This window comes from Acidobacteriota bacterium, from assembly GCA_018268895.1.
Lineage (GTDB): Bacteria > Acidobacteriota > Terriglobia > Terriglobales > Acidobacteriaceae > Edaphobacter.
On record JAFDVP010000007.1, the window covers coordinates 432,970 to 447,642 of the forward strand.

The following is a 14,673-nucleotide window of genomic DNA, read 5'->3' on the forward strand; positions in this document are numbered from 1 at the left end:
CTGGCGATGAAGCTGCCAGATGTGGGGCACCCGATTTGTCGCCGAACACCGGCATCGTGCGTTTACATCGCCCAGTGGCACCCCGACACGTTCTTCGGGTTGGGCACGTCATGCAGCGTCACGGTTGCGTTCGCGGGAACCGTGACTGGTGTCGCGAGTCCGTTGATCGGCTGGTTGGGCTGTCCCGTGATGGTCAGTGTGTAGGCCGACTGCGGGTTGGTGATGGTGTACTCCGCCCCGCTCGGTCCGGTGCAGTCGGGCATGGTCCATGCGGCGTTGGCGGTGATGGCCGCGGTCACGGCGCCATCTCCACTGGCCAGCGTGTAGGTGGAGGCGGTGACAGCGTTCGCGTTGGTCAGCGTGTAGCCGAAGTAGTAGTTCAGCGTATTGCTGGCCGCGGTCGCCATCATCTGCTGTCCGGTCTGCGTGGGGTGCAGATGGTCGCCCTGGAACGATGCTCCAAGGTTCGCGCCATCGGCGCCCAGCAGCGGGTTTGCCGCGAAGTCGACGACGCCGGCCGCCCCCGCCAGCTTTGCGCGTTGCAGAATCATGTTGTCGAGGTTGTCCTTGTTCACATCGCCCGTGTTGCCGTTCGGGTCGGTGCCTGGTCGCGAGAGCATCGTGCCAACGAAGACAGTGCAGCCTGCGTCCTTGAGTGTGCCGATCTCGCCGGCGATCTCGCGGAAGACCTCTTCGGCGGTGCGCGTGCCGTAGCCGAAGTCGTTGGTGCCGAGCAGGAGGACCGCGACCGAGCTTGCGCCCGTCGATGTCCTGCAGCTTAGCGCCGCGCGGTTGGACTCCGTGCCGTTCACCTCGATGGCTTTGATTCCGCTGATGCCCCAGTTCCTGATGGTGTATGCGGGCTGGCCGGTGAGCGACAGCAACGACGGCCACGGCGAAGAGACGCCTGCGCCGTAGGTGATCGAATCGCCGATGGCATGCAGCTGTGGCGCAATGGGGCGCGTGACCGGCGGTGCCACCGCGACGCCTCGCGTGACGATGTCAGAGCGAACTGCGGCGGTCGCCGAGCGTACCTGCTCGGGGGTCAGCGCGCTTGCGTAGGTCAGCACGCGGTACATGGTCTCGCTCGCGCCTCCGGTCCAGTAGCCCGCGCCGCTGGCGCCGAGGAAGAGGTTTCCGCTGCTCTGCGCGCCGGCGGAGCGGCCCTGCGTTCGGTAGCCGCCTACTTCGTTGCCGTCGATGTAGAGCTGGTCGACCGTCGAGTCGGCCGTGCTGCCCGTGACATATGCGACGATGTGGAAGCCCGAGAACCTGGCATCGCCGACCGTCGTCGAACCGCCGTTGCTCCACACCGATGGGCTGAAGACCAGCGAGTAGTTGTCTCCGCCGATCGAGTAGAAGAGCATGAGATTCAGCCCGTTCGATCCCATGCTGCTGGTCATGATCGCCGGCCAGTTTGTATTTGCCGGAGCGTTGACCAGCGGATCGAGGTATACCGCAGCGACGACGGTCCGGGTGCCGTTCAACGCCGCCGGCAGGGCGACGTTGGAGCCTGCGGGGAAGTGCAGGCCGGTGCTGACCCAGTTCGGCGCGGCCGCTCCCGTACCCAGCGCGCCGTTGTTGCCGTTGCCGCTCTTGTCGGTGAGCACGGAGCCCGAGCCCTGCATGAAGTCGTAGTCGGCAGTTGCGCCCTGCGGCACGCTGACGCTGGAGCCCGTGGTGCCTCCGCCAACCGGAGTGGCCCATGTGCCGTCTTCGCGCAGGTAGCGCGTTGTGCCCGCCGTCGCTCCAGGGTCAGGCACTGCGCCCGGCGCATGAGAGGCGCCCGATGCGTGGAAGACGGGAAGCTGCGATGCCGCGACGGAGCCATTGATGGTCGTTGCGTTCAGCGTTCCGGCGTTGATGGTTCCGGCGGTGAATGCCTGCGGCGTAAAGCTGTAGCCGGTGCCGCGCAGGCTCATGTTGAATGCGCTGGTCTGCGGCTGGAAGCTGAACGTGTCCACGCCTGCGTTGGAGTCCAGCTCAAACAGGTTGTAGCCGGAGTTCCACCTGCCGCAGCCGTGCGAGTTGCAGTGGATGCTGAAGACGCTCTGTTCCCCGGCCTGCGCCACCATCGTCCGCTTCCAGATACCGTCGGCGAAGTAGGCCATGTCGGGAGCGGCGTGAGTGCCTCCGTTGCCGAAGTAGCTCGTGGCAGGTGTCGCGTTGCGGATAACCCAGCCGTGCAGGCCGGGGCCGTTGTTGCCTTCGTACTGAATGCCTGCCTGCTGGTAGTTGTCGGGGCGCGGCGCGATCTGGGAGACGTACTCCAGGTCGGCGGCCACCTTCTGCTGGTGGTAGTGCGGCTGCTCCACGGTGTCGCCCGCGGCCCACGCAACCGTGTTCGGGGCAAGCTGCATAGTCCCATCCACCAGTTTGGTTGCCGGGTTCATCACGCTGAGCACCTCGGCCATGGGATAGAGCGCATAGCCGCCGGTGAGCAGCGAAACGCTGCCTCCGCTGCTGGTGCTGTTGGCTCCCGTCTGCGCGTAGGTCAGTGTGTTGGGGCCAGTCGTGGTGACGGCGAAGCTGCCGTTGTAGCTTGAGTCGGTCATGCCCGTCACGTTGACCGTAAGCCCGTTCAGGTCGTAGTTCATGTTGCCCGCCGTCGTCAGCGTAACGACGTTGCCGTTGCGCACGGCCGAGGCGACGGTAAGCAAGATGTTGGCATAGCCCGTGGTCTTGTCCATCAAACCCGCGACCTCCGTCGCTCCGCCGGAGTAGTAAAGGCCGGTGGCCGAGTAGGAGCCGATGACGGGAAAGACCTGACGGATGCGGCTCGCGGTATCGACCGTCTGCTCCAGTCCATAGCCGCACAGGCCGCCGATGGCGACCGTTGCGTTGGCGAAGTGCGCCTTGTTGAGCGTGAACTGAAGATGCGTTCCATCAACCACGGTGTAGTTGGCCGTCTCGAAGTCTTCGATTCCTCCCGAGGCGACCGAGGGATCGGAGATGCAGGCGACCCCGCTCGATGCGGGCGCTGCTGCTGTGTTGGAGGCAAAGCCGGAGGGCAGTCCCGTCGTGGCAATCGCCACCGTGACCGTGCCGGGGGCAAGGTTGTTGGACTGCGATGGCACCGCCGCGGCGATGCTGAAGAAGGTGCTGACGGGAAAACTTGTTCCGGTGAAAGATACCGAGGCGTTGGGTGCGCTGATGCCGGGGCCGACGAGCGAGCCCGCGGTGAGCACCTTGGCGGGATTGGTATCGATGAGAAAGCGCCCGTCGCCCTGCGTGCCTGCGTCGACGGTTGCGTTCACCGTCACCGACGACGCTCCGGTGGTGCAGGAGAGGGCGCAGGTGCCCGCAAAGACGCGGGAGTCCTCGCGGATCTGGAGGTCGAAGGGGTGCGCGCCTTCGTCGGCGGAGTCGCGCACGCCGCCCGAAGCCAGGATGAACTGGCTGCCGATAAGGCAGTCTCCAACGCCAAAGCAGTTGGTCGCCATGGGCGCGAGCACATGTTGCCCCTGCGTGTTATATGTGCCGTTGACGGTCAGCGCGCTATAGTTCGTCTTGAAGTACGGGACGGCGCCAATCTTCTCGGGAAACTGGTTCTGGCCGCCGGTAAGGGCGACGTGGTCGATGGCAAGGCCGATGGAGGCAGGGACCTGGTTGCCGCTGAGCTGGTGAACGGCCGCTCCACCGCGCGTGGAGGTCACGTTGATGACCTGCCCCGTCTCGGTGCCCGGGGTCAGTGCATTCTCGGGGTTCAGGTAGCTGTCGCGACGGCCGCCAAGACGGCGGTCTTCGACGTGGGTCTGGTCGTTCCATTGCGATGGCGTATAAGTCTCGGTGGAGCCGTAGCTTTGCTCGGCGACGATGTCGCAGCCGGAGGCGCACTCGCCATTGGAGGCTGCGTTGGCGATGCCGTTGTCGCCGCGTCCGCTCTGGAACTGGCTGGCGTACCTGGTGCCGTTCATGCGGTTCACCTGGAGCTCGGTCGCGGGAGGCTGGGCCACGGTCTGCGTTGTAAATGGCAGCGTGGAGACCTTCTGCGAGATACCCGACGCGACGGCGGTGATGGCCGTATCGACGTAGCTCTTCGTCGCAGCCTGCGGCGCTGCCGTGGGATCGCCTGCGAGCACGAGCGGGCCGGTCATGGTGTCGCCGGCCTTCAGCACGTAGGGGTTCGAGGTGTCGAGCGGATGCCCGGCGACAGCGGCGGCGATCGCCGTATCGACATAGCTCTTGCTGACGGCCTGCATGGCAACCGACGTGGGCAGTACCGTCGAGCGGATGGCGCTGATATGCACCGGCGAAGAACTTGCCGGGACCACCCAGTACTCGCGGTTCACGCTGCCGTCGTCGAGGTGATAGACGACGGTGTAGTAGGTGCCCAGCGGCATCGCGCCCGCGTTGGGCGTCAACGGCACGCTTAGCAGGCCGCCCGCGCCGATCACGGCAGAGGTGCTGCCCGCGCCGATCGACTGGCCGCTCGGCGTGGTAAAGGCTGGCCAGCTCACGATCACGGTCCCGCCTGCCGGCGTTCCGTCGGCCCGGTAGATCGTATCTGTAACCGGTGTAGTTACAACCTGTGCGAGCGCGCAGATGGCGAACGCTAGAAGCGTGACGGGAGCGGCGAGCAGTATGCTCACAGCGGTCCCACGTCGTCGTATCCAGTGCATGGGCGGTCCTTCTTTCTGTTTGAGAGGTCGAAAATTTCAGTGATTGCGCTAAGCGGGCAGATAGCTGCGATAGCAGAGCACGCTCTCGCCGTCGGTGGCGTCGCGTGTAACCAGGGCGCGAAAGGCCCCTGCGAGGCGTATCTGCTCGAGCGTCCCGGCGAGCGTCCCGGCGGTCTCCGCGGCCCCGTGCATGGCCTGCAGGCGCGGGTAGTAAAAGAGGATGCGGTCGCCCTGCTCGCCTTCCATGACGAAGAGGGCCGACCACTCCTGGAAGAAGCTGGAGCCCTCGCGGTCGACGAAGCCCGCCACGCGGCTGAGCTTCATGCCAGTTGCGGGAACGCCCGCGGGCAGCGGCGCTTCAAGCTGCAACGTTCCTCCGGCCGTATCGACCGAGGCGATGCGGGCAACGTTCAATGAGATGCGACGGACAAAGTTAATGTCGCCTCCCGCGTCTGCTGCATCGCGCACATAGGCCCCGCTGATGCCGCTGCCGATGAAGCCGGTCTGGCCGGTGTAGTCGGCATCGACAACAATAAAATCGCCGGAGCTGAACTGCGAGGCCGCGCTGCCCATATTGATGGAGCCGGCGGTCGAGCCGGGTTGCAGCGCTGTTGCCGTGGTCGAGGCGAGCAGGTTGAGCTGTTGCGTTCCGCAGCTAAGCGCAAGCTGGACCTTGCCCCAGGTGGAGAACTGAAGCTCGACCGTCGCGTCGGCCTCCGCCCGTACCTGCGTGGAGGCCAGCGCGGGCGCGCCTGTCCGCAGCGGAACGATGCCGGTCTTTGCGCCTTCTGCGTTGCTGCGGCGGAAGTTGGCGCACCAGCCGAGATCGATCCACGGCGCGGGCGGAGTGTCGAGCGCGAAGCGTCCGTTCTGCGCGCTATCGAACGCAGCCGGAGTGCCGGATGCGCGGTCAACCGGGGCGAAGTAGGCGCGAACGCGGCGGGTGGTGGGAGTCGTATTTGCGCTCATCGCTCTCCTGCTTCCTGGTAGCTGAAGACATCGACCGTGGCGATGCGGCCCAGGCGCGCGCCGCTGGTCTGTGACGGCGCGAAGGTCACATCGCTCCAGAAGATGTTTGTCTGCATGGGCGCCTGGTTCGCGTAGTTCATCTTTGCTGCGTGCTGCGGCGCTGCGTTGAGCGCGGCTGTAAGCTCGGAGTCCATGGCGGAGAGCAGGCGGCCGCGGTCCATGCCGCCGTTGCCGGAGTTGCCCCCGGTGGCGTAGCGGATCTCACAGCGCAGGGCGGCCAGCGGCAGCGGGCTTTGCTGCGCGTCGATTCCGGTGTTCGTCCAGCGCAGGACGAAGGTGTCGTCGTGGTCGAAGCTGGAGGAAAACTCATTCTCTTCAACCAGCACTGCCGGCCGCGACTGCCCCCGCACGGCCACGGTTCGCGCGGGATTGACCGCAGCGATGCGGTCGCGGAGCGTGATGTAGAAAGTGTCTTTAGCGTTCTGCATCGATTTGTAACCCTTTCGGTTGCGTGTGCGGAGCTACGGTTCGCTCGCCATACTGAGCGAAGCGAACAATCTCAGTAGTTTTTTTGTGCCATGAAAGCGAGGGGGTGTTCCCGCACCCTTCACTGCGTCTCGACTCTTGTCATCCTGAGCGGAGCGGCGTAGCCGCGCAGTTGAAGGACCTGCATTCGGCCGAACAATCAGGGGAAGCAAAAATACAGGTCCTTCGACTCGCCTTCGGCTCGCTCAGGATGACAAAGTTTCGTGGTGGTTCATCCCGCCCCTCGCTTACTGCCTTAGCCAATAAGCTGCCCGAGGCCCGTGCTCGAAGGATGGGGCATCCGGCTCAGATGTTCTTTGTTGCTTCGCTGAGCGTGAGCCGGTAGCCGCAGACGGTTCCTCCTGCCTCGATCTCCTCAACGGAGAGAATTGCGAGCAGCGTATCGTCGACCAGGATGCCGAAGGCCGTCGCAAACAGCGCATCGGCGGCGGCGAAGCTGCCGGAGCCGGTGAGCGCTTCAATGGTGGTTGCCGAAAGCAGCAGCTCGCGCTGCCGCGCGCCGTTCTTTGCGGGTCTGTCTGATGCGGTACGGAAGACGGCGGGCGTCAGCTCGATGTCCTGAAACTGCGGCGTGGCGAGGCCGAGTTGCTCCGTGTTGTCGCCTGCGATGGCTGGCGCGGGTGTGCGCAGCATCACACTGCGCGGGCGCGCGTTGCGCAGCAGGGTATCGAGCGCGCGGCGCGCGGCTTCGGCGTTGCGTTGCGAGTCGATCATGTCAGCCCAGCCTCTCTGACACATAGGGGCGAAGCAGCGTCTGCACCTCGGCATCGACGAGCACGCCGGCGAAGTAGTCCACCTGCAGCGTGTCGACGCGATTGCTCTTGACGTTGAGCGCGGGCGTGGCCTGCGCGTTCTTCACGATCTGTGCGCAGGCGATCTTGATCGCAGCGGGAATCTCGGTGCAGCCCGCGGTGTAGATGATCTCGACTTCGTTGGCGCACATGCCGAAGATGTTTACGGGCAGCGTGATCTCGCCGGCAGAGAGGTTGACGTCGACGGCGGTGATGTCGAGGATGCTCCAACTGCCGGGCAGGCTGAAGGCCCAGGCAACGTGCGCGAAGAAGGGATCGTTGAGCTCGCCGCGTCGCGGACGGCCGTAACGGACGCGGACCTGGACGAGAGGAGAGTCGGAGCCAGCGGCGGCAGCAAGCGGGCGGTTGCTCAGGCGGATGCTCTGCGATCCTGCCGTGAGACGCACGTTCTCGACATACTGCGTGACGGCGAGCGAAGTGCGGCGGCAGTGCGCGTCGATCAGCGCCGAGGCCGCGGCGATCCAGCTATCGGCGGTCTCGGCGCTGAGACCGTACTGGACGTATTCGGTTGGGGATAGATAGGGCACTGGCGATCGCCTCCTCTTTCGTAAAAGCAATGGAGGCAGGCACATATTTGTGGCTGCTCCGTTTTGGGGATACAGGCTGGTTTGGCCCGCATGGTTCGATCTGAAGCTCGAATAAACCCACATCTCAAAATCGAGATGTGGGGCACCCGGGATTTCCACTTTGTCATCCTGAGCGGAGCGCAGCGGAGTCGAAGGATCCGTATTTTGCTTTCCCGGTAACGAATTCGGTAAGGCAGAAAGAATGCAGGTCCTTCGACTCGCCTTCGGCTCGCTCAGGATGACAATTTTTGAGGTAGGTGGGAGGGCTTCTACCCGCTCCTGTCTCCTATTCCCTGCTTTTACCGGTTGACCAGCACCTGGTAGTGCGCATAGCTGGCGCCCTTCACGACGAGCCCGCCGAACTTCACCACGACGTACTGCGAGGCGAGCGAGCCGGGGACGCCGAGCTGGAAGATGCGCGGGTTCGGGTCGGAGAGCCAGTGGTACTCGATCATGTCTTCGGTGACGATGTAGGCGGGCAGCACGGCCGAGCCGGAGCCGGGCGTGCCGGTGTAGGGCAGCGTCCACTCGGGGATGAGCGGGAGATCGCCAGCCTGCGTGGAGAGCATCTTGACGGTGAAGCCTGAGGTGATCTCCCTAGTTCCGAGCACGACGTTGAACTCGTTCTTCATCTCGCGGTCGATCAGGTCGAGCAGCACGGGATTGGCGTAGATCGCGGTGGGGCGCACGCCGTAGGAGGTGTTCGCCAGCATCTGCGCGACGGTGGACTTGAGGCCGTCGACGATAGACCCCGTGGTGCCGATGGTGGTGGTGTTGCCGCCGGCTGCGATCTGCTGGCCCGCGCCATAGTACTGCGCCGTCGTCGGCGAACTCAGCGAGGTGTCAGTGCCGTTCCACAGCGCGATGTCGTGTGTGCGCAGAACGCCGTCGACGGTGTCGGTCAAGTCCTTCGCTTGCAGGTAGGCGAACTGCGACTGCTGCTGGCCCAGCTCCATGTCGAAGAGGTTGTAGTTGATCTGCGCAACCAGCGCCTTCAACGGAACGCTGCGCTCGACGCGGGTCGGCGCGACGAGAGGAGCGACGATGTTGCGCGGGTCGACGAAGCCAGAGGAGGCAGAGGGCGAGGGGATCGCCGTCTCTTCAAAAAAGCGCGAGGGGTGGCCGGTGGCGGGCACCTGCTTGATGCGGCGGCCGAAGATGCCGCGCCGCTGCACGAGATCGGTGATCTCAGACTGATAGGCGGGGACCTCGATGGCTCCGGGCCCGAGGAAGTCGGCTGCGGCGTGGATCTCGGTGAAGTTCGCGTTCATGGTGTTCCTTTCAATGGAGAAGGCGCAGCTTTTGGCCGCGCCTTTGTGTGTGAAAACGGTTCGATCTACGTGGGGTATGGGCGAAATGCGGGTCCTTCGACTATGGCGCTGCGCGCCTCCGCTCAGGATGACAATTCCTCAAGGTCGCCCTCTGTCTTAGCTGAGGAGGCCGTTGCGCAGAAGCTGGGCCTTCACGGCGATGCGCTGCTCGATCGACAGACTTGCCAGCGCGTTGTCGAGCGAACCCGCCTCAAGCGATTCGACTGCCACGCCCTGCTTGCTCAGCAGCGTTGCCATGCTTGCTGGCAGCGTCTTGCGTGTATTTGTAACCGATGCGGATACGTTTGTTGCCATTGCGGACTGCAACTCTGCGAGTGTGGCTTCCACTGCGGCGAGACGTACTTCAAAGGTGGTCTCAGCCGCGTTGATCTCCATCTGGATTTCCATGTTGTTCCTTTCGTTTGAAAAGCGGTTCGAGCTGACGCTCGAATGAACCCATGTCTCAGAATCGAGACATGGGGCACCCGATCTTGCGACTTCCCGTTAAGCCTTTGCGGCGGCCTGCACGTTCAGAATGGCCACGACGGCGGAGACGATGTTCGCGATGTAGCCGGTGTCGGCGGTTATGTTCGCCTTGGCCAGCAGCGCGGTGACGGCCTGCTCGGTGAGGACGAGGACCTCGGCCAGCTTTTGTGCTCCGGTGCCCGACTGCGCTCCGCTGGCGGCGTACTTCTGCTCGACGAGCAGCACCGCGTTCTGGATAAGCGTGGTGGCGTCGGCGATCTCGTTGGCGACGGGCGCGGTTGAGGGAAAGAGCAGCGCGGCGAGACGTTCGACAGGCACGGCGTAGGTGACGGCCCACTTGAGGCCCTTCTCGAAGCCCTTGCCGATGGCTTCGAGGATGCTGATGAAAGACATTTGTTGTTTCCTTTCTGACAGATTTCTGCTTTTCATGTTGAAGCGGTAGAGAAGCGAACTAAACTCCAGGTCATGCGCTTATTCGGCAGGTGCGTATCCAACTGGTGGCTGCTTCTGTGGGTTCCGGTCTTGCTGCTGCTTTGGTTCTTCGCGAGGAACCGCTCATACGATCCACCGTCGCAGAAGAATATGGCCGGCAGGTACGTCGTGTCGGAGCGGCATGGCCATGTCGTCAAAGACGCCGCCAATGCCGTACTTGAGCTGAAGAGCGATGGGTCGATGCGCGTTGGCGATCTGCCCGTCCACTCAACGACGGGCACATGCACTCTTTCCGGAACCGGAAGCTGGAGCGGCCCCGATGAAGACTGGGCTATCGATCTCATCGTTACTTCCGACGGAACAACAGGTTCATGCTCATCGGGCCGGTTCGGGTCTCTGGAGGTTACTGGACGTTCCAGACCGCATGAGCTTCATTGGGTTCAGGGGGTTCCTGACTCACAAACGAACATTTGGCTGATGCAGCGCTGATCGTTGCGCAGGGCTGCCTTTGCGACGACCTGCGTGGCTGCGGGTGAGCGTGAAGCTGGTGCGGCGGTAGGCGGCCTTGTCGCGCAGCAGGATGGCAGCCCCGGTGAAGGTGGCCTGGGTGAGCGTCCAGATGGACGCTCGCATATCGGCGACGTGCGCGTCGGCGAGCTCGTAGCTCATTCCCATGCGTGTCGTGGAGGACTGAATCTTGTCTTCCATCTCGGGGAAGTCGCGGGCGTAGAGATAGCCTGCGACCTCGATGCGGTTGTCGACGATCTCAGCGGAGGTGATGATGCCGCACTTCTGGCGCGCGTCGTGGCCGTCCCACCCGGCCTTGTAGTCGACCGCCATGCCGAGCAGCGATGGCAGCGCAGCTTCGGCAGCGGCGCGGGTGAGGATGACGCGGTGGCCGCGTGAGCCGTTGGGGGCCTTGTCGCTGGGAGTGTCGACGAGGGTGAGGACACCTTCAAAGGGCAGGCGGTTGGGGTGGCCGTGGACGACGGGGAACTCGACGGCCATCGCGTGAAGCTCCATAGGGGCGGCGGTTGTGGTGCAGCGATGGCGCGGTGTCTGGTGCATGGGTTTCCTCCGGTCGGTGGTTTGGTTGTGTGTGTCTTGATCTCGGCGGCTGAAGACGCTCCCATTCCCACTTTTTGTCATCCTGAGCGGAGCGGCCTGGCCGCGAAGTCGAAGGACCTGCATTTTTTTGTGCCCATGGATTCTTTCCGAAGGGAGAGCGAAAATGCAGGTCCCTTCCGACAAGCTCAGGGCAGGCTCTTCGACTACGCTGCGCTTCGCTCAGGATGACAAATTATGGTGTTGGTGAATGGCGCGCAGACATCCTGCAAACCCACATCTGACGCGATGAAGCTGCGCCAGATATGGGGCACCCGATTTTGTGATGATGCGAGCGTTTGCGGGCTTAAAGCAGAACGGGAGAGCAGCCCATTGGCGCTCTCCCGTCTCATTTCTCGATTACCTTTCCAGAATAGCAAGCGGCGCGAAACTAATCGGCACTTTTCAAGACAGAAATAACTTCAAGCATTGCAAGACGATACAGGCCATTTCCGGTTTTCCACATCTTGACAGCATTTCAGGGGCTTCAGCGGTTCCATCAGTCTGCGATCGAGAAACAGTTGGGTAAGAACGTCGAGCGTCCTTTCGTAGCGGCGCACGACGCTGCGGATGGGGAGGTCGATCATCAACGCGACTTCAAGCTGCGTGTACTGCTGAATGGCGATGCGGTTGATGAGGAAGACCTCGGTGCGGTCGAGCAGATCGAGACAGCGCGAGACGTCGAGAACGAAGTTGACGGCGTCGTCGAAGCACTCGACCTTGTAGTGGGTGACGTGGCCGCGAAACATCTCGCGTCCGAGGAGCGAAGGCGCGCGGCCCGACTCCATCGAGAGCTTGAGGTAACGCCGGAGAAGCGCCTCGGTGTACTTGCGGTAGAAGGCAAACTCGGGGACGACGGGCTTGACCTTCTTCGGTTTCAACTTCTTCTTCGGTTTACGACTGGGAGCGGCAGTGGCCCAGACGACGGGGAGGATGGCAAGAGCTGCACTCATCGCGCACCTCCTGCAGGTGCTGCGGTCTGACGGCAGTGTGCGGCGCGCGCAAGCCGTGGCCTGCGTCCGCCCGCATGCCTGCCGCGGGGAGCGGGAAAGTCGACCAGCCGGGCGATGCACTGCCGGCAGTAGACGCCTTCGGTGGTCAAGCCGACGGCGGTTTGTCTGCGGAGCCATAATGTGCCGCAGCCTTCACATACCTTCAGGTCCAATCGAAAATAGTTCATGTCCGTCATTGGGAGGCCCAGTTTCTCCCGGCGAGTCTCGATGGTCAGCGGTCGGAACGACTCGTGCCGGGTGGTGAGGGAGCGCTTCCGCCTGCGCGCTCCTGAATGGGGAAACGTTCGCACGGCGGTCAGTGCCCGGTTGTGGTTTTCTGCGTGTCTGGCGAGACCCTTTGGGATAAAGTCAACTGCACCCCTCCACACCTCTGCCGGAGACCGGGAGCCGTTCCGCGGCGCCGGGAAGTCCTTTGCGCCGCAGAACGGGGTGTCTCCGCAGAGAAACGTTGGAAGGAAGTGTCACGGTTATAGCTTTCAACAAATATCCTGTCAACAGGAAGATTTCCTCAGTCAAATTTGTGAGGTATATCCAGCTTTTTCAGGAGTTTTCGCATCATATTTATTGCAAATAGATAATTATTCGCCTAATATTCGTCTTGCATAAAGCATATACGGACAAGCAAGGAGCTTAAAACAATGAACTTTCAGGACCTTCACGAGCTTCTTCGATCGGAACTGGTGCGGCGTATCGAGCGCGGCGTGGTGACGCAAAGCCGCCTGGCGCAGAAGGCCGGGTTTCAGCAGGCGCATGTCTCGAACTTCTTAAATCGCAAGCGCGCGCTCTCGCTCGACGGTCTCGACAAGGTGATGGAGGCGCAGAACCTGACGATCGAGCAGATCCTTCCGCTGGACCTGGCTGCGGCGGGGGCGCCGGAGGAGGTGGCCGCGGAAGATCTGGTGGAGGATGTTCCGATCGTCTCGCCGTCGGCGGCGATCGACGACTCGCAGATTGCCTCCAGCGAGGTGATTGAGACGGTGCCGGTAATCGCGGCGCGGCTCAGGGAGAATCGCGTGAAGCCCGCTCTCCGGCGAACGCAGTGGGAGAGGTTCGTCGCGGTGCGGGTGGATGCGCAGCAGGCCGCGGCGATGGCTCCCGTGCTTGCCACCGGTGCCTTAGCCGTTATCGACCGGCACTGGAACTCGCTTGCGCCTTACCGCGCCAACCAGCCGAATATCTATGCGGTGCGGTCGGGGTCGATGCTGCTGCTACGGTATGTGGACTTCGACGAGCGGCACCTGATCCTGCGGCCGTTTCTCAGGGAGTTTCCGGTGCAGTTGATCGGGCTGAGGGAGGGGGAGAGTCCCGCGGACTATGTGGTCGGGCGGGTTTGTCTGGTGGTGGCGGAGGTTTGAGGTATTGAAGATTGCATCACGTTGAAGCAGATGCCTTGTTAAGGGCACGACTGAAGCCCTTAAGCGAGGCGGTTCGAGCATTCCACTCATCCGATGAAGACCGCATGAATGGGGTACCCAATTTTGTTGCGGAACGACAAAACCGCTAGCGAGTGGAGAGGTGCTGGCGGCTTGCGAGGCGGAGATGTGTGACCTCGTCCAGAATCCGCGCGGCCATCTGCGCCTTCGTGCTCTCCGGTAGCTCGACCGCTGCCTCCGGTGTGAGGAAGGCCCCGGCGTTGCGGTCGGAGTCGAAGCCGGTCGTAGTGCCGGAGACATCGTTGACCACCAGTGCGTCGACTCCCTTGCGGGCCAGCTTCGCGCGGCCGTTGGCCAGCACGTCTTCTGTCTCGGCGGCGAAGCCGATGACGAGCGCGCCGGGCTTGCGCCGCTCGACCAGCTCGTGGAGGATGTCGGCGGTGGGCTCGAGCTTCAGCGTGCGTGCGCCGTTGCGCTTCAGCTTCTGCGGAGCGACCTCGGCCACGCGATAGTCGCTGACTGCGGCGGCCATGATGACGATGCTCGCCTCGGGCAGGTGCTGCAAGGTGGCGGCGCGCATCTCTTCGGCGGTGGTGACGGAGACGACCTTACAGGCCTCTGGCGCCGCGAGCGATGTCGGAGCGCTGACGACGATGACGCGCGCCCCACGCCGCGCGGCGTCGGCGGCGAGGGCGAAGCCCATCTTTCCGCTGGAGCGGTTGCCGATGAAGCGTACTGGGTCGATTGGCTCGCGGGTTCCGCCCGCGGTGACGAGGACGGTCTCTCCCGCGAGATCGTTTGCAGCGGTGTGCGACGGCGCGTTCGAGAGCGCTTCAGCGACAGCGGCGACGATGATGGACTCTTCGGCGAGACGTCCGCCGCCCACCATGCCGCAGGCAAGATAACCCGAGCCGGGCTCGACGATGCGGACCCCGCGCGCGCGAAGCGTGGCGAGGTTGAACTGCACCGCCGGATGCTGCCACATCACCACGTTCATCGCCGGAGCGACGATGACCGGCGCGTTGGTGGCGAGGTACATCGTCGAGAGAAAGTCGTCGGCGATGCCGTTGGCGAACTTCGCGAGGATGTCGGCTGTGGCGGGAACGACGATGAGCGCGGCGGTGGTCTGCGCTTCGTTGATGTGTTCGATTCCTGAAAGGTCTCCGCCGGATGCTCCGGCGTCCTCTCCCCAGAGCGAAGTAATGACCTTGTGGCCCGTAATGGCGGAGAAGGTGAGCGGGCGGACGAACTCCTCGGCGGCGCGCGTCATGACGACGTGCGGGTCGAAGCCCGCATCCTGAAGCTGGCGCACGACTTCGACCGCCTTATAGGCGGCGATGCCTCCGGTGACGGCGACGGCGACTTTGACCTTCTCGGCGCTCATGCTCCTGCCCCCATCTATATATAACGCTTTTCCGGGCTAGAGGGCGTGGCTATCTA

At 63.4% G+C, this 14,673-nt stretch carries 14 protein-coding genes; 1 reads left to right on the forward strand and 13 read right to left on the reverse strand.

The genetic code is table 11. The features are described 5' to 3' along the window. Positions 1-62 precede the first annotated feature (62 nt). The 12 genes from JSS95_09380 to JSS95_09435 all read right to left on the reverse strand — a co-directional run bounded on the left by JSS95_09380 (position 63) and on the right by JSS95_09435 (position 12,036). Complete coding sequence (locus JSS95_09380) at positions 63-4,622, reverse strand: SGNH/GDSL hydrolase family protein (protein MBS1800022.1); 4,560 nt, start codon at positions 4,620-4,622, stop codon at positions 63-65. A 48-nt stretch (positions 4,623-4,670) separates the two neighbouring features. After that, positions 4,671-5,591: a hypothetical protein gene (locus tag JSS95_09385; protein ID MBS1800023.1), complete on the reverse strand. Its 921-nt coding sequence runs from the start codon at positions 5,589-5,591 to the stop codon at positions 4,671-4,673. After that, positions 5,588-6,079 (reverse strand): hypothetical protein, encoded by a 492-nt coding sequence (locus JSS95_09390; protein ID MBS1800024.1) that lies wholly within the window; start codon positions 6,077-6,079, stop codon positions 5,588-5,590. Before JSS95_09390 ends, JSS95_09385 begins: the two co-directional genes overlap by 4 nt. Positions 6,080-6,422: 343 nt before the next feature. Beyond that, complete coding sequence (locus JSS95_09395; GenBank protein MBS1800025.1) at positions 6,423-6,851, reverse strand: hypothetical protein; 429 nt, start codon at positions 6,849-6,851, stop codon at positions 6,423-6,425. 1 nt (position 6,852) lies between these two features. Next, positions 6,853-7,476, reverse strand: coding sequence for a hypothetical protein (locus JSS95_09400; protein ID MBS1800026.1), 624 nt, complete (start codon positions 7,474-7,476; stop codon positions 6,853-6,855). 338 nt (positions 7,477-7,814) lie between these two features. Continuing rightward, on the reverse strand, positions 7,815-8,786 hold the full coding sequence (locus JSS95_09405) for a hypothetical protein (GenBank protein MBS1800027.1): 972 nt from the start codon (positions 8,784-8,786) through the stop codon (positions 7,815-7,817). Between the two features lie 156 nt (positions 8,787-8,942). Then, positions 8,943-9,233 (reverse strand): hypothetical protein, encoded by a 291-nt coding sequence (locus JSS95_09410; GenBank protein MBS1800028.1) that lies wholly within the window; start codon positions 9,231-9,233, stop codon positions 8,943-8,945. Between the two features lie 96 nt (positions 9,234-9,329). Next, on the reverse strand, positions 9,330-9,704 hold the full coding sequence (locus JSS95_09415) for a hypothetical protein (protein ID MBS1800029.1): 375 nt from the start codon (positions 9,702-9,704) through the stop codon (positions 9,330-9,332). A 32-nt stretch (positions 9,705-9,736) separates the two neighbouring features. After that, positions 9,737-10,087 carry a hypothetical protein gene (locus JSS95_09420; protein ID MBS1800030.1) on the reverse strand — a complete coding sequence of 117 codons (351 nt, stop codon included), beginning with the start codon at positions 10,085-10,087 and terminating at the stop codon, positions 9,737-9,739. A 112-nt stretch (positions 10,088-10,199) separates the two neighbouring features. Beyond that, entirely contained in the window at positions 10,200-10,766 is a 567-nt protein-coding gene (locus JSS95_09425) for a hypothetical protein (GenBank protein ID MBS1800031.1), read from the reverse strand. A 503-nt stretch (positions 10,767-11,269) separates the two neighbouring features. Next, entirely contained in the window at positions 11,270-11,800 is a 531-nt protein-coding gene (locus JSS95_09430; protein ID MBS1800032.1) for a hypothetical protein, read from the reverse strand. Then, positions 11,797-12,036, reverse strand: a complete 240-nt coding sequence (locus JSS95_09435; GenBank protein ID MBS1800033.1) for a hypothetical protein — start codon at positions 12,034-12,036, stop codon at positions 11,797-11,799. The genes JSS95_09430 and JSS95_09435 overlap by 4 nt, the downstream gene beginning before the upstream one ends. Positions 12,037-12,498: 462 nt before the next feature. Here JSS95_09435 and JSS95_09440 point away from each other — a divergent pair, with 462 nt between their 5' ends. Further along, positions 12,499-13,215: a helix-turn-helix transcriptional regulator gene (locus JSS95_09440; protein MBS1800034.1), complete on the forward strand. Its 717-nt coding sequence runs from the start codon at positions 12,499-12,501 to the stop codon at positions 13,213-13,215. Between the two features lie 145 nt (positions 13,216-13,360). On the opposite strand, the gene coaBC is transcribed toward JSS95_09440, so the two are convergent. After that, positions 13,361-14,617: a bifunctional phosphopantothenoylcysteine decarboxylase/phosphopantothenate--cysteine ligase CoaBC gene (gene coaBC / locus JSS95_09445; GenBank protein ID MBS1800035.1), complete on the reverse strand. Its 1,257-nt coding sequence runs from the start codon at positions 14,615-14,617 to the stop codon at positions 13,361-13,363. Between the last annotated feature and the right edge of the window lie 56 nt (positions 14,618-14,673).